25 protein-coding genes are annotated in these 24,061 nt (G+C 66.1%); 14 read left to right on the plus strand and 11 right to left on the minus strand.

Features of this window, described 5'->3' with window-relative positions:
* Window positions 1-228 precede the first annotated feature (228 nt).
* The 5 genes from pstA (at window position 229) to E8F12_RS16225 (ending at window position 5,737) form a co-directional block, all read left to right on the plus strand.
* Entirely contained in the window at window positions 229-1,845 is a 1,617-nt protein-coding gene (gene pstA / locus E8F12_RS16205) for a phosphate ABC transporter permease PstA (RefSeq protein WP_280326513.1), read from the plus strand.
* Between the two features lie 68 nt (window positions 1,846-1,913).
* Entirely contained in the window at window positions 1,914-2,747 is an 834-nt protein-coding gene (gene pstB, locus E8F12_RS16210; protein WP_280326262.1) for a phosphate ABC transporter ATP-binding protein PstB, read from the plus strand.
* Between the two features lie 141 nt (window positions 2,748-2,888).
* Window positions 2,889-3,635, plus strand: coding sequence for a phosphate signaling complex protein PhoU (gene phoU, locus E8F12_RS16215; RefSeq protein WP_280326263.1), 747 nt, complete (start codon window positions 2,889-2,891; stop codon window positions 3,633-3,635).
* A gap of 186 nt (window positions 3,636-3,821) precedes the next feature.
* Window positions 3,822-4,736, plus strand: a complete 915-nt coding sequence (locus E8F12_RS16220) for a response regulator (RefSeq protein WP_280326264.1) — start codon at window positions 3,822-3,824, stop codon at window positions 4,734-4,736.
* A gap of 104 nt (window positions 4,737-4,840) precedes the next feature.
* On the plus strand, window positions 4,841-5,737 hold the full coding sequence (locus E8F12_RS16225; RefSeq protein ID WP_280326265.1) for a M23 family metallopeptidase: 897 nt from the start codon (window positions 4,841-4,843) through the stop codon (window positions 5,735-5,737).
* Window positions 5,738-5,978: 241 nt separating this feature from the next.
* Here the strand turns inward: E8F12_RS16225 and E8F12_RS16230 are convergent, their stop codons facing one another.
* The 3 genes from E8F12_RS16230 to phoB form a co-directional block, all read right to left on the minus strand.
* Window positions 5,979-7,319: a hemolysin family protein gene (locus tag E8F12_RS16230; protein WP_280326266.1), complete on the minus strand. Its 1,341-nt coding sequence runs from the start codon at window positions 7,317-7,319 to the stop codon at window positions 5,979-5,981.
* A 76-nt stretch (window positions 7,320-7,395) separates the two neighbouring features.
* Window positions 7,396-8,700, minus strand: coding sequence for a phosphate regulon sensor histidine kinase PhoR (gene phoR / locus E8F12_RS16235; RefSeq protein WP_280326267.1), 1,305 nt, complete (start codon window positions 8,698-8,700; stop codon window positions 7,396-7,398).
* A gap of 37 nt (window positions 8,701-8,737) precedes the next feature.
* Entirely contained in the window at window positions 8,738-9,427 is a 690-nt protein-coding gene (gene phoB / locus E8F12_RS16240) for a phosphate regulon transcriptional regulator PhoB (RefSeq protein WP_016495408.1), read from the minus strand.
* Between the two features lie 316 nt (window positions 9,428-9,743).
* Between phoB and E8F12_RS16245 the strand changes: the two genes are divergently transcribed.
* A complete protein-coding gene (locus E8F12_RS16245) occupies window positions 9,744-10,130 on the plus strand; it encodes a hypothetical protein (protein WP_280326268.1) in 387 nt (128 codons plus the stop codon).
* 110 nt (window positions 10,131-10,240) lie between these two features.
* On the opposite strand, the gene ubiA is transcribed toward E8F12_RS16245, so the two are convergent.
* Window positions 10,241-11,131 (minus strand): 4-hydroxybenzoate octaprenyltransferase, encoded by an 891-nt coding sequence (gene ubiA, locus E8F12_RS16250; RefSeq protein ID WP_280326269.1) that lies wholly within the window; start codon window positions 11,129-11,131, stop codon window positions 10,241-10,243.
* Window positions 11,132-11,158: 27 nt separating this feature from the next.
* Window positions 11,159-11,713, minus strand: coding sequence for a chorismate lyase (locus E8F12_RS16255; protein WP_280326270.1), 555 nt, complete (start codon window positions 11,711-11,713; stop codon window positions 11,159-11,161).
* A gap of 168 nt (window positions 11,714-11,881) precedes the next feature.
* On the opposite strand from E8F12_RS16255, the gene E8F12_RS16260 reads away from it, so the two are divergent.
* From E8F12_RS16260 to E8F12_RS16280, 5 genes are all read left to right on the plus strand, one after another.
* Window positions 11,882-12,049, plus strand: coding sequence for a rubredoxin (locus E8F12_RS16260; protein ID WP_280291985.1), 168 nt, complete (start codon window positions 11,882-11,884; stop codon window positions 12,047-12,049).
* A 154-nt stretch (window positions 12,050-12,203) separates the two neighbouring features.
* Window positions 12,204-12,371, plus strand: a complete 168-nt coding sequence (locus E8F12_RS16265; protein WP_028626916.1) for a rubredoxin — start codon at window positions 12,204-12,206, stop codon at window positions 12,369-12,371.
* A 73-nt stretch (window positions 12,372-12,444) separates the two neighbouring features.
* On the plus strand, window positions 12,445-13,593 hold the full coding sequence (locus E8F12_RS16270) for an FAD-dependent oxidoreductase (protein ID WP_280326271.1): 1,149 nt from the start codon (window positions 12,445-12,447) through the stop codon (window positions 13,591-13,593).
* Between the two features lie 188 nt (window positions 13,594-13,781).
* Window positions 13,782-14,054 (plus strand): HU family DNA-binding protein, encoded by a 273-nt coding sequence (locus tag E8F12_RS16275; RefSeq protein WP_016495401.1) that lies wholly within the window; start codon window positions 13,782-13,784, stop codon window positions 14,052-14,054.
* Window positions 14,055-14,190: 136 nt separating this feature from the next.
* Entirely contained in the window at window positions 14,191-14,583 is a 393-nt protein-coding gene (locus E8F12_RS16280) for a helicase (protein ID WP_280326272.1), read from the plus strand.
* Between the two features lie 133 nt (window positions 14,584-14,716).
* On the opposite strand, the gene E8F12_RS16285 is transcribed toward E8F12_RS16280, so the two are convergent.
* The 6 genes from E8F12_RS16285 to exbB form a co-directional block, all read right to left on the minus strand.
* A complete protein-coding gene (locus E8F12_RS16285) occupies window positions 14,717-16,123 on the minus strand; it encodes an aminoacyl-tRNA deacylase and HDOD domain-containing protein (protein ID WP_280326273.1) in 1,407 nt (468 codons plus the stop codon).
* A gap of 90 nt (window positions 16,124-16,213) precedes the next feature.
* Window positions 16,214-18,289: an ATP-dependent DNA helicase RecG gene (gene recG / locus E8F12_RS16290; RefSeq protein WP_280326274.1), complete on the minus strand. Its 2,076-nt coding sequence runs from the start codon at window positions 18,287-18,289 to the stop codon at window positions 16,214-16,216.
* Window positions 18,286-19,224 (minus strand): hydrogen peroxide-inducible genes activator, encoded by a 939-nt coding sequence (locus E8F12_RS16295; protein ID WP_280326275.1) that lies wholly within the window; start codon window positions 19,222-19,224, stop codon window positions 18,286-18,288. The genes recG and E8F12_RS16295 overlap by 4 nt, the downstream gene beginning before the upstream one ends.
* An 87-nt stretch (window positions 19,225-19,311) precedes the next feature.
* Window positions 19,312-20,046 carry a TonB family protein gene (locus E8F12_RS16300; RefSeq protein ID WP_280326276.1) on the minus strand — a complete coding sequence of 245 codons (735 nt, stop codon included), beginning with the start codon at window positions 20,044-20,046 and terminating at the stop codon, window positions 19,312-19,314.
* On the minus strand, window positions 20,043-20,468 hold the full coding sequence (gene exbD / locus E8F12_RS16305) for a TonB system transport protein ExbD (protein WP_280326277.1): 426 nt from the start codon (window positions 20,466-20,468) through the stop codon (window positions 20,043-20,045). The genes E8F12_RS16300 and exbD overlap by 4 nt, the downstream gene beginning before the upstream one ends.
* 3 nt (window positions 20,469-20,471) lie before the next feature.
* Window positions 20,472-21,455: a tonB-system energizer ExbB gene (gene exbB / locus E8F12_RS16310; RefSeq protein WP_280326278.1), complete on the minus strand. Its 984-nt coding sequence runs from the start codon at window positions 21,453-21,455 to the stop codon at window positions 20,472-20,474.
* Window positions 21,456-21,676: 221 nt separating this feature from the next.
* Here exbB and E8F12_RS16315 point away from each other — a divergent pair, with 221 nt between their 5' ends.
* The 3 genes from E8F12_RS16315 (at window position 21,677) to E8F12_RS16325 (ending at window position 24,028) form a co-directional block, all read left to right on the plus strand.
* On the plus strand, window positions 21,677-22,528 hold the full coding sequence (locus tag E8F12_RS16315) for an NAD-dependent epimerase/dehydratase family protein (RefSeq protein WP_280326514.1): 852 nt from the start codon (window positions 21,677-21,679) through the stop codon (window positions 22,526-22,528).
* A 2-nt stretch (window positions 22,529-22,530) separates the two neighbouring features.
* Entirely contained in the window at window positions 22,531-23,331 is an 801-nt protein-coding gene (locus E8F12_RS16320; protein WP_280326279.1) for an AraC family transcriptional regulator, read from the plus strand.
* A gap of 70 nt (window positions 23,332-23,401) precedes the next feature.
* Complete coding sequence (locus tag E8F12_RS16325) at window positions 23,402-24,028, plus strand: LysE family translocator (protein WP_280326280.1); 627 nt, start codon at window positions 23,402-23,404, stop codon at window positions 24,026-24,028.
* The last annotated feature ends 33 nt before the right edge of the window (window positions 24,029-24,061 follow it).

The raw sequence follows: 24,061 nt of genomic DNA on the forward strand, positions 1-24,061 counted from the left end.
GACCGGGAGAGGGAAGTCTGGCCTTGCGCCGATACCCCTCTCCCCAGCCCTCTCCCCAGGGGGGAGAGGGAGCGGTTGGTTGACCCTCTCCCTGAAGGGAGAGGGGGTAGAAAACACGAATCCTCTGGCCCCTGAGGCGGGAGGAACTGAAAGACTCAAGCGGTGGAGAAATCCGTGAAAAAGGTTTCCCTGAAATACTGGTTCAAGAGTGGCGCACCGGGCGTCTGGATGAGCGGCGGCGCGGTATCCATCGCCGTCATCATGACTATCGGCCTGCTCTCGGTAATTGCCGTGCGCGGCCTCGGCCACTTCTGGCCGGCTGACCTGGTGGAGGTGTCCTACTCGGTGCCTGGCCAGGCTGCCAAGCCGGTGATCGCCGAGGAAGTGCAGGTCGAGGAAGTGTCCCGCACCCGCCTGAAGGGCGCTGGCCTGCCGGTGCCGGAAGACGGCCCGGAGTTCATGAGCCGTGAGCTGCTCAAGGTGGGCAACCGTGACGTCTACGGCAGTGACTTCACCTGGGTCGTGGGCGACTGGCTGAAAGACCGGAAGACTCCGGCCGAGCTGATGGTGCTGGAGCGTCGCGAGTGGGGCAACTTCTACGGCCGCCTGGTGGCGGTGAAGGAGAACGGCCAGGTGGTGGCCGAAGGCGAGGCCGCCATGGCCGAGCTGCAAAAGCGCCTGCAACGAGTCGACGACCTCTATGCCCAGCTCTACCAGCTGGAGAAGAAGGACATCGGCGGCATCAACCACGGTCTCGAGCGCCTGCGCCTGGATACCCGCAAACTCGAGCTGAACGACGCCCTGACCGCCGAAGCCCAGGCCGATATCGCCGCTGAGCGCGCCGAGCTGGAAAGCCGCTACAAAGGCCTGGAAGCGCAGCTGCTGGACTTGCACCAGCAGTTCAACCGCGACAGCGTGGTGGTCCGCGAGGCCGGCGGCAAGGAACAGGAAATCAGCCTCGGCAAGGTCGTCCACGCCTACCAGCCGAACGGCATGGGCCTGTTCGACAAGCTCGGCTTCTACTTCGCCAAGCTCTGGGAATTCCTCGCCGATGACCCGCGTGAGGCCAACACCGAAGGCGGCATCTTCCCGGCCATTTTCGGCACCGTGATGATGACCCTGATCATGGCCGTGATCGTCACCCCCTTCGGTGTGATCGCCGCCATCTACCTGCGCGAGTACGCCAAGCAGGGTGTGCTGACCCGGGTGATCCGCATCGCGGTGAACAACCTGGCGGGCGTTCCGGCCATCGTCTATGGCGTGTTCGGCCTGGGCTTCTTCGTCTACGTGCTGGGCGGCTCGCTGGACCGCTTGTTCTTCCCCGAGTCCGCCCCGGCGCCGACCTTCGGCACCCCGGGCCTGCTCTGGGCCTCGCTGACCCTGGCGATACTCGCCGTGCCGGTGGTGATCGTCGCCACCGAGGAAGGCCTGGCGCGGATTCCCCGTGCCGTGCGCGAAGGCTCCCTGGCCCTGGGCGCGACCAAGGCCGAGACCCTCTGGAAAGTCGTCCTGCCCATGGCCAGCCCGGCGATGATGACCGGCCTGATCCTCGCCGTGGCGCGCGCCGCCGGCGAAGTGGCGCCGCTGATGCTGGTGGGCGTGGTGAAGCTGGCCCCGAGCCTGCCGGTGGATGGCAACTACCCCTATCTGCACCTGGACCAGAAGATCATGCACCTGGGCTTCCACATCTATGACGTCGGCTTCCAGAGCCCCAACGTCGAGGCCGCCCGCCCGCTGGTCTATGCCACCGCGCTGCTGCTGGTGCTGGTGATCGCCCTGCTGAACTTCTCGGCCGTCGCCATCCGTAACCACCTGCGCGAGAAATACAAGGCGCTGGACAGCTGATTCGTCCACCGCCGATCGCTTTGCCCAAGGCTTACAGCTTGTAGCTCGAAGCTACGAACGGAGTGAATATGCAACACGAAACCCACAGCCATGGCGTCAACATCTCCGCCCTCGGCCGCGACAAGCAGAATCTGCGCCTGGCCGAGGAAACCGTTGCCCTCGAAGTGCCGGGCCTGTCCCTCTTCTATGGCGAGAAGCAGGCGCTGCACAATGTCAGCCTGAATATCCCGAAACAGCGCGTGACCGCCTTCATCGGCCCGAGCGGCTGCGGCAAGTCGACCCTGCTGCGCTGCTTCAACCGCATGAACGACCTGGTGGACGGCTGCCGCGTCGATGGTGAGATCCTCCTCGACGGCAAGAACATCTACCGCAAGGGCGAGGAAGTGGCCGAGCTGCGCCGCCGCGTGGGCATGGTGTTCCAGAAGCCCAACCCGTTCCCCAAGAGCATCTACGAGAACGTGGTCTACGGCCTGCGCATCCAGGGCATCAACAAGAAGCGCGTGCTCGACGAAGCCGTGGAGTGGGCCCTCAAGGGCGCCGCACTCTGGGACGAAGTGAAGGACCGCCTGCACGAGTCCGCCCTCGGCCTCTCCGGTGGCCAGCAACAGCGCCTGGTGATCGCCCGCACCATCGCGGTGGAGCCCGAGGTACTGCTGCTCGACGAACCCTGCTCGGCCCTGGACCCGATCTCCACCCTCAAGGTGGAAGAGCTGATCTACGAGCTCAAGAGCAAGTACACCATCGTCATCGTGACCCACAACATGCAGCAGGCGGCGCGGGTTTCCGACTACACCGCATTCATGTACATGGGCAAGCTGATCGAATTCGGCGACACCGATACCCTGTTCACCAACCCGGCCAAGAAGCAGACCGAGGACTACATCACCGGTCGCTACGGCTAGTGGCCACCCCCAATCGCGCTGGACTGCGTCGGCGAAGCTTGCCGTACTACTCGTACTGTCTTCACTTCGCCTCCTTGCCCAGCACGATTGGTTGAAGCCACTACAACCTGGAAGAACATTCGGCTCAACAAGGGTTAGAAAATGATCGACAAAGACAGCCTCACCCATCACATCTCCCAGCAGTTCAACGCCGAACTGGAGGAAGTGCGCAGCCACCTTCTGGCGATGGGTGGCCTGGTCGAGAAGCAGGTCAACGACGCGGTCACCGCGCTGATCGACGCCGACTCGGGCCTCGCCCAGCAGGTGCGCGAGATCGATGACCAGATCAACCAGATGGAGCGCAACATCGACGAAGAGTGCGTGCGCATTCTCGCCCGCCGTCAGCCGGCGGCGTCCGACCTGCGCCTGATCATCAGCATCTCCAAGTCGGTGATCGACCTCGAACGCATCGGCGACGAAGCCTCGAAGATCGCCCGCCGCGCCATCCAGCTCTGCGAGGAAGGCGTGGCGCCGCGCGGTTACGTCGAGGTGCGCCACATCGGCGACCAGGTGCGCAAGATGGTCCAGGAAGCGCTGGACGCCTTCGCCCGCTTCGATGCCGACCTGGCCCTCTCCGTGGCCCAGTACGACAAGAACATCGACCGCGAGTACAAGACCGCCCTGCGCGAACTGGTCACCTACATGATGGAAGACCCGCGCGCCATCAGCCGCGTGCTCAACGTCATCTGGGTCCTGCGCTCGCTGGAGCGCATCGGCGACCACGCGCGGAATATCTCCGAGCTGGTGATCTACCTCGTGCGCGGCACCGACGTCCGCCACCTGGGCCTGGCGCGCATGACCGAGGAAGTGAAGGGCAACGGCAGCGGCAAGGACGCTTCCCAGAGCTGAGTCTGAAACCGCCCGCCGAACGCCCGGCCCTGCGCCGGGCGTTTTGCTTCCCAGTGCTTTGCCGCGGAACCGCCCCACCGATCTCCGCCTTCGCTCCGAGCTGACCGACAGGTCATCGCCGAAACAGGTTTGGCAAAGGGCTATCAGCCAAGGCTATGCTAAGCCCCGATTCCCGAGGAGCAGTCGATGGGCAAGGTCAATGTGCTGGTGGTGGATGATGCGTCCTTTATTCGCGACCTGGTGAAGAAGGGGCTGCGCGATCATTTCCCCGGTATCCAGATCGAAGAGGCGATCAATGGGCGCAAGGCCCAGCAGTTGCTCGCCCGCGCCACTATCGACCTGATCCTCTGCGATTGGGAAATGCCCGAGATGTCCGGCCTGGAACTGCTCACCTGGTGCCGCGAGCAGGAAAGCCTGAAGGCCACGCCCTTTATCATGGTCACCAGCCGCGGCGACAAGGAGAACGTCATCCAGGCCATCCAGGCCGGCGTCTCCGACTACATCGGCAAGCCCTTCTCCAATGAACAGCTGGTGACCAAGGTGAAGAAGGCGCTGGCCCGCTCCGGCCGCCTGGAAGACCTGATGACCAGCGCACCCAACCGGCTGCCCAATGCCGGTGGTTTCGCCAACGACTCCCTGGCCGCCCTCACCGGTGGCAAGGCCGAGGTGGTTCGCCCCGCCGTCGCACCTGCGGCGCCGAGCACCAAACCCGCTGCGCCCGCGCCATCGGCCAATTCGGCCAATTCGGCCGCCCAGGCCCCCGGTGGCCGTGGCCAGGCCCAGCTGCGCCTGCCTGCGGGTGTGCTGGTCTGCGTGATCAAGGCCCTGAGCCTGAAGGACGCGCAACTGGTGGTGCGGCGTGGCGAATCGCTGCCACAGGTGCTGGAAAGCGCCGTGCTCGACCTGGAGCAGGGCGAGGGTGGCGAGGTGGCGCGGCTCAATGGCTACCTGCACGCAGTCGCCGCCCTGGAGCCCCGGCCCGACAGCGAGTGGCTGCTGCTGACGTTCCGCTTCGTCGACCGCGATCCGCAGAAGCTCGATTACTTGTCTCGGTTGATCGCCCGCGGCACTGCGCAGAAGCATTTCGTCCCCGGCGCCTGAGCGCCCAGCCAACCCCGTCACAGCCCGATGGGCGGTGTCTCGCCCGCCGCAGTCCGCGCTGCTAGTCTTCGGCAACACGGAGCACAGAAGAACAACGGGGCGACATGCTGGGGCGATTCCTTTCTCTGGTGGTGCTGCTCGGCACAAGCCTGCCGGCGGCTGCACTGACCATCTACAAGTACACCGATGCCAACGGTGTGGTGACCTATACCGACAAGGCCGTGGCCGGCGCCCAGGTGTTCGTCTTCCGCGACCGCATGGTGGAGCGCCTCGACCTGTCGGTGAAGCTGGAAACCAAAAAGCACGCCGCCGGTGAAACGCTGCTGCTGCGCAACGAACTGTTCGCCCCGGTGGAAGTGGAATTGCGCATCGAGCAGGCGGAGAACGTCTCCGGCGTACCGGACCAGCCGATCCGCTGGGTGCTGGCGCCGCGCAGCAGCATGCGCATGGCCACCCTGGCCGCGGCCGATGCCTCCCGGCCCATGCGCTACAAGCCCAAGCTGCGCTATGCCCTGGGCGACCCGCGCCTGCAGCCGATGCTCTACCGCTATCCGCTGCCCTGGCAGGGCGGCCCGTTCCGCCTGACCCAGGGCGCCAATGGCCGTTACAGCCACTTCACCCCCAAGGGCCGCTACGCCCTGGATATCGCCATGCCCGAAGGCACTCCCATAGTCGCGGCACGCTCGGGCATGGTGGTGAAGATCGAGAACGACCAGAGCGGCCGTGGCAACAACCCCTCGGGCAACTTTGTGCGCATCCTGCATGACGACGGCACCATGGGCGTCTACCTGCACCTGATGCGCGGTTCGGTGCAGGTGCGCGATGGCCAGCAGGTGGCCATGGGCGAACGCATCGCCCGCTCCGGCAACACCGGCAACAGTACCGGCCCGCACCTGCACTTCGTCATCCAGCGCAACGTCGGCCTGGCGCTGGAATCCATTCCCTTCCAGTTCGCCCAGCCGGTGGACAGCCTGCCGAACTTCGCGGTGGGTGGGGAGTAGGGCGCACGGAGTCGAGGTAGGTTGCGGCTGAGCGCAGCGAAGCCCAACGTTGCTTGACTGGCTTGTGGTGTTGGGCTTCGCGTAGCTCAGCCCAACCTACAGAACGTCCCGTAGGATGGGGCGGGTGGCGTTCCGCGAGCCTGCGATACCCATCGGGCCATGCTCAGCATGGGTGGACGCTTCGAATTCCTTGGCGAATGAATTCGCCCCTGCAAGTCCCGTAGGACGGGAGCAAGGGGAGTCAGTCCAGCTTGAGCACCTTGGCCAGGACTATCTTCGGGCCTTTCATCTTCTTCACGATGATGCGCAGGCCGTCGGTCTCCAGCACTTCTTCCTCTTCCGGCATGCGGTTGAGGGTTTCGTAGATCAGGCCGGCGAGGGTGTCCGCCTCGACATGGTCGAGGTCGATGCCGAGCAGGCGCTCCACCTTGAACAGCGGAGTGTCGCCGCGCACCAGCAGCTTGCCCGGCTGGTAGGCGAGGACGCCGCGTTCGGTCTTGCGGTGTTCGTCCTGGATATCGCCCACCAGCACTTCCAGCACGTCTTCCATAGTCAGGAAGCCAACCACCTTGCCGTCGGCCTCCTCGACCACCGCGAAGTGTGAGCCGCCCTGGCGGAACTGCTCCAGCAGGCGCGACAGCGGCATGTGCTTGGTGACCCGCTCCAGGGGATGGGTGAGTTCTTCCAGGTCGAAGGTTTCCGGCAGGCTGTCGAGGGCGGCCAGGGCCAGCAGCAGGTCCTTGATGTGCAACACACCGATGAACTCGCCCTTCTGGTCGTCGTGGACCGGGTAACGGCTGTACTTGTGCCGGCGGATCACGGTGAGGATGTCCGCCAGGGGAGCGTCGTGTTCGAGGTAGATCAGGTCTTCCCGGGAGTTGGCCCAGTCCACCACTTCCAGTTCGCCCAGTTCCACGGCCGAGGCCAGCACGCGCATGCCCTGGTCGCTGGGGTCGCGGGCGCGGCTGGAGTGGAGGATCAGCTTGAGCTCGTCGCGGCTGTAGTGGTGTTCATGGTGCGGACCGGGCTCGCCTTGCCCCGCGATGCGCAGGATGGTGTTGGCGCTGGCGTTGAGCAGCCAGATGGCCGGGTACATCAGCCAGTAGAAGAGGTAGAGCGGCACGGCGGTCCAGAGGGACAGCAGTTCCGGCTTGCGGATGGCCCAGGACTTGGGCGCCAGCTCGCCGACCACGATGTGCAGGTAGGAAATGATGAAGAAGGCGGTGAAGAAGGCGATGCCGTGGACCAGCGCCGGCGAGTCGATACCGATGTATCCCAGCAGGGGCTGCAATAGGTGGGCGAAGGCCGGCTCACCGACCCAACCGAGGCCCAGGGAGGCCAGGGTGATGCCCAGCTGGCAGGCGGAGAGGTAGGCGTCCAGCTGGTTGTGCACGGTGCGCAGGATACTTCCGCGCCAGCCGTGCTTGTCGGCTATGGCTTCGACGCGGGTCGAGCGCAGCTTGACCATGGCGAACTCGGCGGCCACGAAGAAGCCGTTGAGCAGCACGAGGAAGAGGGCAAAGAGAATCAGGCCGAAATCAGCGAAATAGGAGAGGAAGTTGGAACTAGGGGAAGGGTCCATGGATATTTTTGCTGACGGATGACCGGCTAAGGGTGAAGGCTGGACCCCGAGTTTGCAAGTCGAGGCGCGCTGCCGATCAGCTGCGCCGGACGACCTGGGTGGCCGGGAAATGGCAAGCGAAGGTGCTGCCGTGGTTGAGCACCGAGCTGATGTCGAGGCGGCCGCGATGGCGGATCAGCACGTGCTTGACGATGGCCAGACCCAGGCCGGTGCCGCCGGTGCTGCTGTTGCGGCTGGAGTCGACACGGTAGAAGCGCTCGGTCAGGCGCGGCAGGTGCTTGGTCTCGATGCCGATGCCGCTGTCCTGCACGCTTAGGTGCGCGCCCGACTCGTCGCCCCACCAGCGGATGCGGATCTCGCCTTCGTCCGGGGTGTACTTGACTGCGTTGAACACCAGGTTGGAGAAGGCACTGCGCAGCTCAGCCTCGCTGCCGCGCAGCTTGTAGCTGTGATCGGCTTCCAGGCTGATGCGGTGGTGGCGGTTGCCGGACAGGGCGAGGGCGTCGGCCTTGATCTGCAGCAGTATCAGGTCGACGGCCACCGGCTGGTTGTCCGAGGGGTATTCGGTGGCTTCCAGCTTGGCCAGCAGCAGCAGGTCGTTGAGCAGGTTCTGCATGCGCACGCCTTGCTGGCTCATTTGCTGCAGGGCGCGGGTCCAGCGCGGGTTCACATCTTCGACGTTGTCCAGCAGGGTCTCCAGGTAGCCGGCGATCACCGTCAGCGGCGTGCGCAGCTCGTGGGAGACGTTGGCGACGAAGTCTTTGCGCATCTGCTCGAGGTGGTAGAGGCGGGTGACGTCGCGGACCAGCATCAGGTGTTCGCTGTTGCCGTACTGGGTGATGTGGAACTGCAGGCGCAGGCGGTCGTTGACCGGCGAGGGCAAGTCCAGGGGCTCGTTGTAGTTACCCTGGTCGAAGTATTCCTTGAAGCGCGGGTGGCGGATCAGGTTGGTCACCGGCTGGCCGCTGTCCTGTGGGGTCTTGAGGCCGAGCAGGGTTTCCGCTGCGCGGTTCCACCAGTCCAGGTTGCCGTCGCTGTCGAGCATCACCACGGCGTCCTTCAGGGCGGCGGTGGATTCCTGCACCCGGTCGATCACCGCCTGCAGGCGGCCGCGTACGCGCTGGTCGCGGCGTTGCAGGTGGTAGATGCTGTCGAACACCTCGCCCCAGAGGCCGTAGCCGTCCGGCGGCGGCTCGTCCGGCTGGTGCTGCTTGAGCCATTTGTAGAGGCGCAGCAGTTGCACCAGGGTCCAGCCCAGGTAGGCGCCGAGGCCGATGACCAGGGCCCAGGCATAGAAGCCGGTGATCAGCCCTGCCAGCAGGCAGGCACCGATCAGCAGTAGCAGGCGGCGGATGACAGCGCCGCGCCAGTCGTGATTCACCTATCGCGTCCTTGTGGTCGGCCCGGCGGGGCCCGGGTCAGCTTTTGGTGGAGAAACGATAGCCGGTGCCGCGAACGGTCTGAACCAGATTTTCATATACCTCGCCGAGCGCCTTGCGCAGGCGGCGGATGTGTACGTCGACGGTGCGCTCCTCGACATAGACGTTGCCGCCCCAGACCTGGTCGAGCAACTGGCCGCGGGTGTAGGCGCGTTCCTGGTGGGTCATGAAGAACTGCAGCAGGCGGTATTCGGTGGGGCCCATCTCGGCCGGCTTGCCGTCGATGGTCACGCGGTGGCTGATGGGGTCCAGCAGCAGACCGCCGATGGCGATCGGCGCTTCGCCGTCGCTGGGGCCGGCGCGGCGCAGCACGGCCTTGAGCCGGGCCACCAGTTCGCGTGGGGAGAAGGGCTTGGTGATGTAGTCGTCGGCGCCGACCTCCAGGCCCTGGATCTTGTTGTCCTCTTCGCCCTTGGCAGTGAGCATGATGATCGGGATGTCGTTGGTCAGGTCGTCGCGCTTCAGGCGGCGGGCCAGTTCGATGCCGGAGGTGCCGGGCAGCATCCAGTCGAGGAGGATCAAGTCGGGTTTACGGTCGACGATGATGGCGTGCGCCTGCTGGGTATTCTCGGCTTCCAGGCAGTCGTAGCCGGCCATCTCGAGGGCGACGGCGATCATCTCGCGGATCGGCGCTTCGTCGTCGACTATCAGGATGTTCTTGCCAACCATGTTCAGGCCTCGAATAGATCGCGTGTATGTCTGATTGCGCCGCATTAGATAACGGAATTATTGCAGGGATGTGACACCGGGATGTTGGGGCTGATGACGATTCGTCACGGCCGCGCAGAAACCCCGAACGATTCCGCTTCGGGCCTTGTCTATGCTCAATGAGGCCGCCGCCAACCCGCGGCGGCCTGGAGCCTGGCACGGGACCCCATCGCTCGATGGACGTTCGTGGCTCCTTCCGTCCTGTACCGCTGCGACCTCAAGCCGTGATCCAGCTGCCGCCAGGCTGTCGCTGTTCATTCCGAGGAGAGGCAAGAAAATGAGAAGAATTTCCCCCCGATTCGTTCCGCTGCTCGCCGGCGCATTGCTGGGCTGGTCCCTGTCTGGCCTGGCGGCCGAGCCGGCGATGGAGAAGAACGGCATGTTGGTGGATTCCAAGGGCATGACGCTCTACACCTATGACAAGGACTCCGATGGCAAGTCTGCGTGCAACGGCCAGTGCGCCGAGAACTGGCCCCCGCTGATGGCCGATGCCGGCGCCAAGGCCGAAGGCGAATGGAGTGTGGTCAAGCGCGACGACGGCTCCATGCAATGGGCCTATGACGGCAAGCCGCTGTACACATTCGTCATGGACAAGAAGGCCGGTGACGTGACCGGCGATGGCAAGATGGGGGTCTGGCACGTCGCCAAGCCGGAAGCCTACTAGCAGGCTGTGGATAACGGCCTGCATTGCCGATTCGGTGCTTATAGCGGCTGCCGCGCCAATGTTTTTCCACAGGCCGGCAGCCGCAAATCGGCCTGCGCGCTGTGTCGCGATCAGCGCAGCGCGTAATCGGCGACTATGCCCACCAGGATCGCCAGTCCCGCCCAGTGGTTATGCAGGAAGGCCTTGAAGCAGGCCTGGGGATCGCGCGTACGGGTGCTATGGAACTCCCAGGCGAAGCAGGCGGCAGCGGCCACCAGGCCAAGGTGGAAGTACAGGCCCAGCTCGAAGCGGTTGCCCGCCAGCAGCAGGCAGAGCAGGGCCAGGCCCTGGAGGCTGATGATGATGATGCGGTCGGCATCGCCGAAGAGTATGGCGGTGGACTTCACCCCGATCTTCAGGTCGTCCTCGCGGTCGGTCATCGCGTAGTAGGTGTCGTAGGCCACCGTCCACAGCAGGTTGGCGATGTACAGCAGCCAGGCGGCGGCCGGCAGCTCGCCGGTCTCGGCGGTGAAGGCCATCGGCATGCCCCAGGAGAAAGCCGCGCCCAGTACCACCTGCGGGTAGTAGGTGTAGCGCTTCATGAAGGGGTAGCAGGCGGCGAGCGCCAGGCCGCCGAAGGACAGCCAGATGGTGGTGGCGTTGGTGAAGAGCACCAGCACGAAGCTGATCGCTACCAGCACGGTGAAGAACACCAGCGCCTCGCGCGGGGTGACCCGACCGCTGGCCAGGGGACGGGCGTGGGTGCGGCTGACATGGCCGTCGATATTGCGGTCGGCGTAGTCGTTTATCACGCAACCGGCGGCGCGCATCAGGTTCACGCCGAGGATGAAGATCACCAGGTTGGCCAGGCTGGGGCTGCCTTCACCGGCGATCCACAGGGCCCAGAGCGTGGGCCAGAGCAGCAGGTAGATGCCGATGGGCTTGTCCAGCCGGGTCAGCTGGATGAAGTCCATGGCGCGGGGATGCAGGCGGTTCAGCGATTGAAGTAGCGTGAGGTACATTGGCGGCTTTCCCGTTGAAGGCGGGGATTATACGGCCTCGACGCCAGCCTCGCGCCATAGCGCAGGGAGGAAGATTTCCGCCACCAGCACCCCCAGTTCACCGCGCGAGAAGCAGGAGCGGCGCCCCCAGAGGCGCTCTTCGCGCACGTCGATCGGCAGCCAGGGTGCGGGATAGCGGGCGACTTCGATGGCGCCGCGGTCGAAGGCGCGGTCGCTGAACAGCAACTCGCCCAGGGAGCGGCTGCCGAGCTGGTGCAGGTCCAATCCCGAGCCTTCCAGCACGCTACGGGCGGCCACGCTGCGGGCGAATACCCAGACCTCGCCATAGCCGCGCAGGTACACCTCGCGAACCCAGCCCTGGCTGCCGGCGGGAATGCCGAGGGCAACGCATTCGTCGGCGCGCAGCGTCTGCCAGCCTTCCTCCAGCGGGGTGACGCTGAACGCGTTGTCCGATAGGGCGGTCAGTCGGCGGGTCAGGGAACCCTGGTCGAACAGCCAGTCGCGGACGCAGGCAGCAGGCGCGGGGTGGAGCTGGGCGGCGGTCAGCCAGCGAGGCGGATGGGCAAGGGCGGCGTGGGGCACGGGCGGGGGCTTGGGCGGTTGAAGACGGCGCAGATTAGCACGGCCGGTGTCTGTCGGCTGCCTCTTGCCCGCAGGCGGGCGAAGCAGTACAAGACGGGCCTGAGTCGACCCCTAGCGCCCACCAGAGGCAACAGGTCGAGAACGCCTGATAGTCGAGGTAAATGAGTGATGAAGAAGTGGCAATGCGTGGTGTGTGGCTTGGTCTACGACGAATCCATGGGCTGGCCGGATGAGGGCATCGCCGCCGGCACCCGTTGGGAAGACGTCCCGGCAGACTGGCTGTGCCCCGATTGCGGTGTGGGCAAGCTGGATTTCGAGATGATCGAGATCAACTGATCCCGTCCCCTGTCGAACGAGCCGGCCAAGAGCCGGCTTTTTCGTCTTTGCGCGGGAGGGCCTATCCTCTGTCTGGACCGGCATGGCGGCGCTTGGCTGCCGCCGGCCAATTGGAGTAGGTTCAATACGGATATCCGCGCCGGCGGAGGTGGTCATGCGCAAGTGGCAATGCATAGTCTGCGGCTTCATCTACGACGAAGCCGAAGGGCTGCCCGAGGAAGGCATTGCCCCCGGCACGCGCTGGGAAGACATCCCGCCGGACTGGGTCTGTCCCGATTGCGGTGTCGGCAAGATCGATTTCGAGATGATCGAGATCGCCTGATCCGTCCGCCATCCAACCCCATTCAAGCGACGGCCCGTGGGCCGTCGCGTCGTTTCACGAGCAGGAGTGAGCAATGAGTGCACCCGTGGTGATAGTCGGCACCGGCCTGGCCGGTTACAACCTGGCCAAGGAGTTTCGCAAGCTGGACGGCGAGACCCCGCTGCTGCTGATCAGCGCCGACGATGGCCGCTCCTACTCCAAGCCCATGCTCTCCACCGGTTTCGGCAAGAACAAGGACGCCGACGGCCTGGCCATGGCCGAGGCCGGCGCCATGGCCGAGCAGCTCAAGGCAGAAGTCCGCACCCACACCCGCATTACCGGCATCGACCCGGGGCACAAGCGCCTGTGGATAGGCGAGGAAGCCGTGCCCTACCGCGACCTGGTGCTGGCCTGGGGCGCGGACACCATCCGCGTGCCGGTGGAAGGCGACGCCCAGGATGCGATTTTCCCCATCAACGACCTGGAGGACTACGCGCGTTTCCGCACGGCCGCCGCCGGCAAACGCCGTGTGCTGATCCTCGGCGCCGGCCTGATCGGCTGTGAGTTCGCCAATGACCTCAGCCTGGGCGGGCTGCAGGTGGAGCTGGTGGCACCTTGCGAACAGGTGATGCCGGGCCTGCTACACCCTGCTGCCGCGGCGGCAGTGCAGGCCGGGCTGGAAGGCCTGGGCGCGCGTTTCCATCTCGGGCCGGTGCTGGCGCGCCTGGATCGTGGCGACACGGGGCTTGAGGCTCAACTGTCCGACGGCACGCGCATCAGCTGCGACCTGGTGGTCTCCGCCGTGGGCCTGCGCCCGCGCACCGAACTGGCTGCCGCCGCGGGCCTGGAAGTGAACCGCGGGGTGGTGGTGGACCGCCAGCTGCAGAGCTCCCATGCCAACATCTACGCCCTGGGCGACTGCGCCGAGGTGGCCGGCCTCAACCTGCTCTACGTAATGCCGCTGATGGCCTGTGCCCGCGCCCTGGCGCAGACCTTGGCGGGTACGCCGACGGCGGTGAACTACGGCGCGATGCCGGTGACGGTGAAGACGCCCGCCTGCCCGCTGGTAGTGTCGCCGCCGCCCCGTGGCCTGGAGGGCGACTGGACGGTGGAAGGCGCGGGCAGCGACATCAAGGTGCTCTGCCGCGACGCAGCCGGGCGTCTGCTCGGCTATGCCCTGACCGGCGCCGCAGTGCAGGAGAAACTGGCTCTGAACCGTGAGCTGCCGCCGCTTTTGGCATAAATGTCGGCCCTTCTGTCGGATTAGGCCTTCGCTTCATTCGGAAATCCCTTCCGGCACACTGGCGAAGTGCCAAATGGCGTGCCATCCTCCCCCTGGTCTGCCGCAGCGCAGAGCCGTTGCGGCGCCTTGGGCGCTGTTCTGGAAGAACAGCACGGACACAAAAACAACAAACCGTCAAAGAGGCATCTATGCGTAAACCGGAACTCGCCGCCGCCATTGCCGAGAAGGCCGATCTCACCAAGGATCAGGCCAATCGCGTACTCAATGCGGTGCTCGAAGAAATCACCAACGCGCTGAATCGCAAGGACAGCGTGACGCTGGTGGGCTTCGGCACCTTCCTGCAACGTCACCGCGGTGCCCGCACTGGGAAGAACCCGCAGACCGGTCAGCCGGTGAAGATCAAGGCCAGCAACACCGTCGCGTTCAAACCGGGCAAGTCGCTGAAAGAAGCTGTGAACTGAGCTTCTTCTGCCCGGAACCGGGGAGGTTCCGGGCAGTTCACCCACTATCACCTCGCCCCGCCTTTTGGCTGGCTGTAGTCCTGCCGGCAAATCGCTACAATGCGCCGTTTTCTCAACTTTTCGAGATCGTGCGCGCATGAAATTCCGCTTTCTTCTCTGGATGCTGGGCCGCCTGATGACCAAGGCCAGCCGTGACAATGCCGAGTTCCAGCAGCAGCTGGTCGGCAAGGACCTGGTGTTCCAACTGCACACCCTGGACGGCAAGATCGCCCGTCACTTCATCGTCAAGGACCAGCGAGTGATCAGCAAACGCGGCACCGCCAACCAGCCGGCCTTCGCCATCGGCTTCAAGGACGGCGCCTACGGTTTCGCCACCATGAGCGCGAAGAACAAGCAGCTGGCCTTCATGCAGGGCATCCAGAACAAGGACATCCAGATCCAGGGCAACCCCGGGCTGGTGATCTGGTTCCAGGGCCTGACCAAGCACCTGGTACCGAAAAAGAAGGCGGTGGAGAAGAAGGCGGCCTGAGTTTCCACGGGCTGGTGGAATGACCTTCCTGCAGGAGCGAATTCATTCGCGATGCAGTCCAGTGGGCCATTCCCTGCGGGAAATGGCCAAAAGAAAAGGGGCGCCAGTGGCGCCCCTTTTTCATGCCTGTCGATCAGTGCGAGGCGTTGAACTGCAACGCCAATTCGCGAAGTGCCGCTTCGGCCTGCAGCACCTTGTTCACCGCGTCCTCGGCCTTTTCGCGAGTCAGGCCCAGGGCGTCGAACAGATCGTCGGGAATCGCCACTTCCGGGCCCGAGCCGATGCCGCGGTTGCGCAGCAGGCTGACCGCCAGGCACACCAGGTTGGGATAGGCGGCATTGTCGCTTTGGTAGTCCGGATCGTGCTGGAAGCGCAGGGCGGTGGACAGCTCTTCCGGCATGTCCCAGAAGCGCATCAGCCAGCTTCCGATCTGCTCGCGGGTGATGCCCAGCAGATGCTGTTCGATGTAACCGTGGGATAGGTGCGGGTTCACTTCCAGATGGCGGCAGATCAGCGAGAAATGCGGCGGAAAGACGTGTGCCAGCACCAAGTAACCGAAGTTGTGTAGCAGGCCGGCCAGGTAGGTCAGGCCGGCCTCGGGGCGTTGCGCGCGCGGCATGGCGCGGGTCAGTCCCTCGATCACCGCGGCGGTGTAGATCGCTTGTTGCCAGTAGGGCGTGGCGTGTTGCGGCTGGTCCTTGGGCAAGCTCAGGGATTTGCCCAGGGCCAGACCCAGGGCGAGGTTGATCACCAGGTCGAAGCCGAGCACGCGGACAATGGCGTCTTCCACCGAGCGGATCTTGCCGGGCGCCGCGTAGTAAGGCGAGGCGGCCCAGCTGACCACCTGGGCGGCCAGGGCGGGGTCGGTTTCGACGACGCCTGTGATGTCTTCCACCGTGGCGTTGGGGTCGACCCGCAGCTTGATGATGCGTTGCGCCGATTCCGCCAGCGGCGGGATCTCGATGGTCTCTTCCAGGCGCTGCTGGATGCGCCGGGCGGTGAAGGCCTGCACGGCCTGGGTGATCTCGGCGCGGTCGTCGCCGGGGCGGTCGAGGTTGGGGCGGATGGCCGATAGCGGCTCGCCGAAGCGGGCGGCGCTGGCCTTGCCCAGCAGGCTGCGATAGTCGTCGCTGGCCAGTTCCAGCAGTACGCCGGGATGGCCGGACTCCACCAGCAGGTGCGGCTCCTGCAGCAGGCGTTCGTCATACAGGCAGGGCGAGCTGGTCAGCGGCGGCAGGCCGGGCAGGGCGCCCAGCTGGTGTTTGCCGAGCATGCGCTCCAGGCGCTCCGGCTTGACCGCCACCAGTTTGCGGCCGGTGAGTTCGGCGAGGCGATTGAGGTCGAGCAGTTGGCTGCGCGGGTAGAGCACCAGCAGGGCGCCGACGGCGTCCTCCAGGAGCACCGCCTGGACCCGCTGTGCGGCCGGCAGGCTGGGGTGATCCAGGCGGACCTGGAAGGCCAGGCCGAGCTTCTCCAGCAGCTGCACTATCACTTCAGGCGGTTGTGGCGAGGAATCCGGGGCGAGGGCGACATCGGTCATGGCAGCATCCAGCTTTGTATTTTTCTGCCCGGAGTATAACGAGCAGGTCGAAGGGGGTTGGCGCGAGGCGACGGTTGAGCGTGAAACCCATCACACTTGGCCGTACTGCTGGCCGTGGCGCAACCAGCGCTCCAGCAACGGGCTGACGTGCTGCGGCCAGTGCGCCAGCAGGGCCTGGGCGGCATCGCGCACCGCCGGCAGCAGGGAGGCATCGCGCATCAGGTCTGCCACCTTGAATTGCAGGAGGCCGGTCTGGCGGGTGCCGAGCATTTCGCCGGGGCCGCGCAATTCCAGGTCCTTCTCGGCGATGACGAAGCCGTCGCAGGTCTCGCGCATGATGGCCAGGCGCTCCCGGCCCAGTTGGGAGAGCGGCGCGTGGTAGAGCAGCACGCAGTGGCTGGCCGCGCTGCCCCGGCCAACGCGGCCGCGCAGCTGGTGCAGCTGCGCCAGGCCGAGGCGCTCGGGGTTTTCGATGATCATCAGGCTGGAGTTGGGTACGTCGACGCCCACCTCGATCACGGTGGTGGCCACCAGCAGTTGCAGCGCGCCCTGCTTGAACTCGGCCATCACCGCAGCCTTTTCGGCGGGCTTCATGCGTCCGTGGATCAGGCCGACGCGCAGCTCGCCCAGGGCCGAGGAGAGCTCCTCGAAGGTGGTTTCCGCCGCCTGGCAGGTCAGCTCCTCGGATTCTTCGATCAGGGTGCAGACCCAGTAGGCCTGGCGCCCTTCATGGCAAGCCGCGCGTACCCGTTCGATCACCTCGATGCGGCGGCTGTCGGCCACTAGGACGGTGTTCACCGGGGTCCGGCCGGGGGGGAGTTCGTCGAGGATGGAAGTGTCCAGGTCGGCGTAGGCACTCATGGCCAGGGTCCGCGGGATGGGCGTGGCGGTCATGATCAGCTGGTGCGGGCAGAGCCGACCGTCCACGCCCTTCTGGCGCAGGGCCAGGCGCTGCTGGACGCCGAAGCGGTGCTGTTCGTCGATGATCACCAGGGCCAGGCGCTTGAATTGCACCTCGTCCTGGAACAGCGCATGGGTGCCGACGACCATGGGCACGCCGCCGGCGATCTGCTCCAGGGCGGCGGCCCGCGCCTTGCCCTTGAGCTTGCCGGCGAGCCAGGCGACTTCGATGCCGAGCGGCTGCAGCCACTTGCTGAAATTGACGAAGTGCTGCTCGGCGAGGATTTCCGTGGGCGCCATCAGCGCCACCTGGTAGCCGGCCTCCAGGGCCTGCAGAGCGGCCAGGGCGGCGACCACCGTCTTGCCGGCGCCGACGTCGCCCTGCACCAGGCGCAGCATGGGTTCGGGCTGGGCCAGGTCGTAGGCGATCTCGGCGCCGACCCGCTGCTGGGCGCCGGTGGGCGTGAACCCGAGATTGGCCAGGTATTTTGCGGGCAGCTTGCGCGCTGGTGGCAGTTGCGGCGCCTGCTGGGCACGCACCTGCTCGCGCAGGCGCTGCAGCGACAGCTGGTGGGTCAGCAGTTCTTCGAAGGCCAGGCGCTGCTGCGCCCAATGCTGGCCTTCGGCGAGTTCTTCCAGGTCGGCATCCGGCGGCGGCCGGTGCAAGTAGCGGATGGCCTGGTCGAGCGAGCCGAGGTGGTAGTCACGGGCCAGCTCCCTGGGCAGCCAGTCCGGCAGGCTGTGGGGGCCGAGGCGCGCCAGGGCGAGCTGGCTGAGCGAGCGCAGGCGCTGCTGGGTGAGGCCTTCCGTGGTGGGATAGATGGGCGTCAGGGTCTGCTCCACCGGGGGTGCTTCCTCGCCGCTCAGGGCGCGGTATTCCGGGTGGTAGATCTCCAGGCCGGTGGCGCCGGGACGGACTTCGCCGTAGCAGCGCAGTTGGGTGCCACGCTTGAGGCCGTCCTTTTGCGCCTGGCTGAAGTGGAAGAAGCGCAGGCTGAGGGTGCCGCTGCCGTCCTGCAGGCGCACCAGCAGGCTGCGCCGGCGGCCCATGACCACGTCGGCGCCGGCCACTATGCCTTCGACCACCGCATCCTGCCCCGGGCGCAATTCGCCGATGGGGGTGATGCGGGTGCGGTCCTGATAGCGCGTGGGCAGGTGGAAGAGGATGTCCTGCAGGTTTTCCAGGCCGACCTTGGCGAGTTTTTCCGCCAGCGCCGCGCCCACGCCCTTGAGCGTGGTGACCGGTACTTGGGCCAGCTCGGTCATGCCGGTTGCGGTTCGCCTTGGGTCTGCGGGCGGGCCACCGAGCAGAGGCGGATGGAGTCCGCCAACACCTCAATGGCGCGCGGGCGCGGGAAGCTGGCGCGCCAGGCGATGGCCACGGTGCGGAAGGGCACCGGCGGCGTCAGCGGGCGGATCTCGATCACGCCGGGGGCGTAGTGGTGGCTGTCCACTGCGGAGAAGGGCAGGATCGACACGCCGAGCCCGGAGGCGACCATATGGCGGATGGTTTCCAGGGAGCTGGACTCCACCGTGGTGTGCTTGGCGCTGTCTTCGCCGCCCTTGCGCAGGCTTGGGCAGGCTTCCAGCACCTGGTCGCGGAAGCAGTGGCCTTCGCCCAGCAGCAGCAGACTCTTGTCGTTGAGCATCTCGCTGTCGATGGTCTCGCGCTCGGTCCAGGCGTGACCGGTGGGCAGCAGCACATAGAACGGCTCGTCGTAGAGCGGTTTGGTCAGCACGTCGGCTTCGGCGAAGGGCAGGGCGATGATGATCGCGTCCAGCTCGCCGGTGCGCAGCTTGTCGCGCAGGACGTGGGTGAAGTTCTCTTCGATGTACAGCGGCATCTGCGGGGCGACCCGGTGCAGCTGCGGGATCAGGTGCGGGAAGAGGTAGGGGCCGACGGTGTAGATCGCGCCTACCTTGAGCGGTGCCGTCAGCTGGTTCTTGCCGGCCTGGGCCATCTCGCGGATGCCCTGGGCCTGTTCCAGCACCTTCTGCGCCTGGGTGACTATGCCTTCGCCGACCGGGGTCAGGCGTACCGCGCTCTTGCTGCGCTCGAAGATGAGCACGCCGAGCTCGTCCTCCAGTTTCTTCACCCCGACCGACAGGGTCGGCTGGCTCACGTGGCAGCGCTCTGCGGCACGGCCGAAATGCTGTTCCTGGGCGAGGGTGACGATGTAGCGCAGTTCGGTGAGGGTCATAGCATTTTTCCATTGAGGTCCCGCAAGCATAGCGGCTGCAGTCAATGGAACCAAGCGCCTGCGCCGGAGGGGCGCAGGCGCTCGGGGTCAGCGGCGGTCCAGCGAGTAGACGAAGGGAGCGACCACTTCCAGGGAGCCGTTGTTCAGCAGCTCGGGCGGAGGCGGAGGCAGCGGCTGGGCGCGGCGGATCATCTCCAGGGTGGCGCGGTCCAGCGAGGCGCTGCCGGATTTGCCCACCAGGGAGTAGGAGAGCACTTTGCCTTCGCCGTCGATGACGAAGCGCAGCCGGTTGACCCCTTCGAAGCCGCGGCGGCGCGCATCTTCCGGGTAGCGCTTGTAGCGCGCCAGGTGGCTGAGCAGTTTGCTCTGCCAGGTCGGCTTGGCGTCCGAGGGGGCGCTGGCGGCGGCCTGCTGCTGGGCGGCGGGCTTGGTGTCGCTCGGGGCCGTGGTCGGTGCGGCGACGCTTTCCTTCACGCTCTCGGTTTCCCGTGGCTTTTCCGGCTTGGGCTCGGGCGGCTTGGGCTTCGGTGGCCTCGGCTTGGGTTTCGGCTTGGGCGCGATGGCGATCTTCGGCTTGGGCGCTTCCACCAGCTTGGGCAGCGGCTCGGGTTCGGGCTCGACCTGCGGCGGGGGCGGCGGGGCCGGCTTGGGCGCTGGGGCCGGCAATGGCTCCAGCTCCACCACCATGGCCGCGGGCGGCAGCTCGATCGGCTCGGCGTGGGGGCGCCAGTAGAGCGCCCAGAGGCCGAGGCCGACGTGCAGGCCGAGCACCACGACCAGGCTGACGCCCCATTGCGACAGCTTGCGTTTGCCTTGGCTCATTTAGTGCCGACCGTCTCGAGTCCGACCAGGCCAATCTTCAGGTAGCCGGCACCGCGCAGGGCGTCCATGACTTCCATCAGGCGGCCGTATTCCACCACCTTGTCGCCGCGGACGAAGATGGTCTTCTCCTTGTCGGCGTTGGTCAGCTTGTCCAGCACGCCACCCAGTTGCTCTTCGCTGACGGGCTCGTTGTCCAGGTACAGGCTCTTGTCTTCCTTGATGCTCAAGTAGATCGGCTTGTCCGGCCTGGGGGCGGGCTTGGCAGTGGAGGCGGGCAGGTCGACCTTGATGTCGACCGTGGCCAGCGGTGCCGCGACCATGAAGATGATCAGCAGTACCAGCATCACGTCGATGAAGGGGGTGACGTTGATCTCGTGGGTTTCCTGGAGATCATCGCCGCCTTCGTTCAGATGGATTCCCATGGATTAGCCCACTTTCACCATTTGCGGAGACTGGCCACGATCGGCCGGATGATGGTCGAGGTCACGGCTGACCAGCAGCAGGACCTGGGCCGAAGCGTCCGCCACCTGGGCCTTGTAGCCGGCGATGGAGCGCGCGAAGACGTTGTAGATGACCACGGCAGGGATCGCCGCCACCAGGCCCAGGGCGGTGGCCAGCAGTGCTTCGGCGATGCCGGGGGCGACCACGGCGAGGTTGGTGGTCTGGGATTTGGCGATGCCGATGAAGCTGTTCATGATGCCCCAGACGGTGCCGAACAGGCCGACGAAGGGCGCGGTGGAGCCGATGGTGGCGAGCACCCCGGTGCCTTGGCTCATCTGCCGGCCGCTGGCGGCCACCAGGCGCTCCAGGCGGAAGCTGACGCGCTCCTTGATGCCTTCCTTCTCGCGCAGGTTGGTCGAAAGCTTCAGTTCTTCCTGAGCATCCAGCACCAGCAGGCGGGAGACGCAGGCGTCGTTATTTACCTTGTCACCGGCCTCGTTCAGGCTGCGGGAGCCCTTCAGGACCAGCAGCTCGCGGCGCAGGCGGCGCTTGGCGGCCAGCAGTTCGAAGCCCTTGGCGATCCACACGGTCCAGGTCAGGACCGAGGCCAGGGCCAGGCCGATCATCACGGCCTTCACCACGATATCGGCGTTCTGGTACATGCCCCAGGGCGACAGGTCGTGGGCCAGCATCTGCTCACCTTCCTGCTCGGCGGCCAGCGGGTCGACGGGCAGGGCATTCGGGTCCTGGGCGGCGGCGGCCGGAGCGGCAGCGCCTTCGGCAGCCGGTGCAGCGGTGCTCGCTTCCGCAGGTGCAGCGGCCTGGCTGGCGGCCGGTACGGCCTGTGCGGTGGGCTCCTCGGCGAAGGAGGCATTGGGCGCCAGCATCAGGCTGATCAGCAGGGCTGCCAGCAGGCGTGGCGGGCGGGAGGCGACATTGGGCTGGGCGTTGCGGGCGTTGGGATTCATGCTGGCCGGACCTGAAGGAAAGGATGCGGTTTCGTCCATGGCGTTGGAGCGTCAGCCTGGACCGAAGGGGTGGCATTATTGCAAGTAATTCTTGTTTGTAAAAGTGACTATATAACAATGATGGCCTTGCGCGACGATTCGCCCCATCCGGTAGCGCCGATTTGGCGATAGCCGTCCCTGCCCCTATCCTCAGGAAATTTCCGGAGCGCCCCCTGATGTCCATTTCTGCTTCCCTCCTGATCGCCGGCTGCGGCGATGTCGGTAGCCGCCTTGCGCAGCAGATGTTGCAGGCCGGCTGGAACGTCTACGGCCTGCGCCGCCAGGTCGCGGCACTGCCTGGCGGCGTCCTGCCGGTAGCGGGCGACCTGCAGCGGTCCGCCTGCCCGGCCGACTGGCCACAAGGGCCGCTGGACTACCTGGTCTACTCCGCAGCGGCCAGCCAGCACGACGAGGCCGGCTATCGCGCCGCTTACGTGGACGGTTTGCGCCATGTGCTCGAATGGCTGGCGCAACACGGGCAGAAACCGCGGCGGCTGTTGTTCGTTTCCAGCAGCGGGGTCTATGGCCAGCGCGAAGGCGAATGGATTGACGAAGCTTCGCCCGCCGAGCCCGATGGTTTCTCCGGCCAGGTGATGCTGGAGGCCGAGCGCCTGGCCCTGGACAGCGGCATACCGGCTACCCGGGTGCGCCTGACCGGTATCTACGGGCCGGGCCGCGAATGGCTGCTCAAGCAGGTGCGCATGGGCTACCGGGTGGTCAGTGAACCGCCGCTCTATGCCAACCGCATCCATGTCGACGACTGCGCCGGGCTCCTGGCCCATCTGCTCGCGGCTGACGTCGCCGGGGTGGCATTGGCGAACTGCTATATCGGCGTCGATGACGCACCGGCCCCGCTGCACGAGGTCGTGGGTTGGTTGCGCGAGCGACTGGGCGTGACCGGCTGGGCCGAGGAGTCCACGGTGCGCCGCTCCGGCAGCAAGCGCTGCAGCAACGCCCGCGCCCGCGCTCTCGGTTGGGCGCCGCGCTACCCCAGCTATCGCGAGGGGTATGCGGCGATCCTGGACGGCCGTTGAGGATGGATGCCAATCGCATGCTGGCGCGCCCCTGGTTGCCGGGGGTGGAGCTGTTCCATGCGGATTTTTCCGGGCAGCCTTTCGGCCGCCATAGCCACGACGCCTTCGCCATAGGCGCCATTCTCCAAGGTATCGGCGGCTACCAGTGCCGGGGCGCCCGCCACGCCCTGCCGGCCGGCACCCTGTCGCTGATGAACCCCGAGGAGCCGCACACCGGTCATGCCGAGTCGGAGCGGCTGGTCTATCGGATGCTCTATGTCGAGGAGGCACGTCTGCCGGCCCTGCTCGGCCGCAAGCGTCTGCCCAGTGGCTTCCGCGAGCTGAATCCGGCCGATGACGGACAGGTCGCAGCGGGCCTGTCGCGGCTGGCGGCCGAGTTCGAGCGGGGAGATGCGCTGGCGCTGGAAAGTGAACTGCTGGACGTGCTGGAGCGGGTGTTCGTACGCCATGGCGGTCTGCGCGCGGCGGCACCGGCCACGCGGGACGGCGGCGTGACCGCGTTTCTGCGCGATTACCTGGAGGCGCACTACGCGGATGCGGTCAGCCTGGAACAACTTGCCGGCCTGGTGCAGCGTCATCCGCGCCACCTGATCGAGGCCTTCCGCCGCGCCTACGGTGTGCCGCCGCACACCTACCTGCTGCAGCGCCGGGTGCGCGAGGCCAAGCGCCTGCTGCTCGGCGACCAGTCGCCGTTGGAGGTCGCGTTGTCGCTGGGTTTCTACGACCAGGCGCACTTCTCCGGCACCTTCAAACGCTTCACTGGCGTGACGCCGGGCCAGTTTCGTCGCGCCGCGCGCGCCTGAGTTTTCTCCAAGACCGCAGCCCCGCAAGGCTCCGACACTGGCCGCCGTGTTTTCACGGGGGTTCGAAGTCATGCTTGCGCTGTTCCTGCTGGTCGCCAGCACCCATTTCGCCGCCCTGCTGTCGCCGGGGCCGGATTTCTTCCTGTTGTTGCGCGCTGGGCTGGTCAAGGGGTTGCGCCATGCCTACGGCGTAGCGGCGGGTATCGCCCTGGCCAATCTGCTGAGCATGCTGCTGGTGGTGCTGGCCTTGAGCCTGCTGCCCGCGTCCGGAGGTGTTGGCTGGCAGTTGCTGCAGCTGGCGGGCGGCGCCTGGTTCGTCTGGATTGGCGCCCAGGCGCTGCTGGCGCGACGTGAACTGGCGCTGCCGGAGGCCGAGGCCGGCGGACTCGGTTCGTGGCGGCGGGGATTTTCCGAGGGCCTGCTGGCGAGCAGCCTGAATCCCAAGCTGCCGATCTTCTATGCCGGCCTGTTCGGTGTGCTGCGCAACGCTGCCATGCCCGGCTGGGGGCTGGCCATGAGCATGGGCTGGATGACTGCCGTGGTGCTGGTCTGGGACATGGCCCTGGTGCGGCTGCTGGGCCACCCGCGCTGGCGCGGCTGGCTGCAGGCGCGGGTGCGTTTGCTGGACCAGCTGTGCGGCGTCCTGTTGCTGGCGCTGGGGGGATGGCTGGCGGTGGGGGCGTGTAGGTTGGGCTGAGCTACGCGAAGCCCACCAGACGGGGTGCGAAGA

This window comes from Pseudomonas sp. BN102, from assembly GCF_029871245.1.
GTDB lineage: Bacteria > Pseudomonadota > Gammaproteobacteria > Pseudomonadales > Pseudomonadaceae > Metapseudomonas.

Excerpts from the sequence above, each read along its gene's own strand:
- ubiA (WP_280326269.1), bottom strand. The coding sequence starts at position 11,131 with ATGTACCTCACGCTACTTCAATCGCTGAACCGCCTGCATCCCCGCGCC.
- E8F12_RS16285 (WP_280326273.1), bottom strand. The coding sequence starts at position 16,123 with ATGACCGATGTCGCCCTCGCCCCGGATTCCTCGCCACAACCGCCTGAA.
- E8F12_RS16300 (WP_280326276.1), bottom strand. The coding sequence starts at position 20,046 with ATGAGCCAAGGCAAACGCAAGCTGTCGCAATGGGGCGTCAGCCTGGTC.
- E8F12_RS16270 (WP_280326271.1), top strand. The coding sequence starts at position 12,445 with ATGAGTGCACCCGTGGTGATAGTCGGCACCGGCCTGGCCGGTTACAAC.
- E8F12_RS16220 (WP_280326264.1), top strand. The coding sequence starts at position 3,822 with ATGGGCAAGGTCAATGTGCTGGTGGTGGATGATGCGTCCTTTATTCGC.
- E8F12_RS16245 (WP_280326268.1), top strand. The coding sequence starts at position 9,744 with ATGAGAAGAATTTCCCCCCGATTCGTTCCGCTGCTCGCCGGCGCATTG.
- exbB (WP_280326278.1), bottom strand. The coding sequence starts at position 21,455 with ATGAATCCCAACGCCCGCAACGCCCAGCCCAATGTCGCCTCCCGCCCG.
- E8F12_RS16225 (WP_280326265.1), top strand. The coding sequence starts at position 4,841 with ATGCTGGGGCGATTCCTTTCTCTGGTGGTGCTGCTCGGCACAAGCCTG.
- E8F12_RS16320 (WP_280326279.1), top strand. The coding sequence starts at position 22,531 with ATGGATGCCAATCGCATGCTGGCGCGCCCCTGGTTGCCGGGGGTGGAG.
- E8F12_RS16295 (WP_280326275.1), bottom strand. The coding sequence starts at position 19,224 with ATGACCCTCACCGAACTGCGCTACATCGTCACCCTCGCCCAGGAACAG.
- phoU (WP_280326263.1), top strand. The coding sequence starts at position 2,889 with ATGATCGACAAAGACAGCCTCACCCATCACATCTCCCAGCAGTTCAAC.
- E8F12_RS16275 (WP_016495401.1), top strand. The coding sequence starts at position 13,782 with ATGCGTAAACCGGAACTCGCCGCCGCCATTGCCGAGAAGGCCGATCTC.
- E8F12_RS16280 (WP_280326272.1), top strand. The coding sequence starts at position 14,191 with ATGAAATTCCGCTTTCTTCTCTGGATGCTGGGCCGCCTGATGACCAAG.
- E8F12_RS16325 (WP_280326280.1), top strand. The coding sequence starts at position 23,402 with ATGCTTGCGCTGTTCCTGCTGGTCGCCAGCACCCATTTCGCCGCCCTG.
- phoB (WP_016495408.1), bottom strand. The coding sequence starts at position 9,427 with ATGGTTGGCAAGAACATCCTGATAGTCGACGACGAAGCGCCGATCCGC.
- recG (WP_280326274.1), bottom strand. The coding sequence starts at position 18,289 with ATGACCGAGCTGGCCCAAGTACCGGTCACCACGCTCAAGGGCGTGGGC.
- exbD (WP_280326277.1), bottom strand. The coding sequence starts at position 20,468 with ATGGGAATCCATCTGAACGAAGGCGGCGATGATCTCCAGGAAACCCAC.
- E8F12_RS16260 (WP_280291985.1), top strand. The coding sequence starts at position 11,882 with ATGAAGAAGTGGCAATGCGTGGTGTGTGGCTTGGTCTACGACGAATCC.
- pstB (WP_280326262.1), top strand. The coding sequence starts at position 1,914 with ATGCAACACGAAACCCACAGCCATGGCGTCAACATCTCCGCCCTCGGC.
- E8F12_RS16265 (WP_028626916.1), top strand. The coding sequence starts at position 12,204 with ATGCGCAAGTGGCAATGCATAGTCTGCGGCTTCATCTACGACGAAGCC.
- E8F12_RS16230 (WP_280326266.1), bottom strand. The coding sequence starts at position 7,319 with ATGGACCCTTCCCCTAGTTCCAACTTCCTCTCCTATTTCGCTGATTTC.
- pstA (WP_280326513.1), top strand. The coding sequence starts at position 229 with ATGAGCGGCGGCGCGGTATCCATCGCCGTCATCATGACTATCGGCCTG.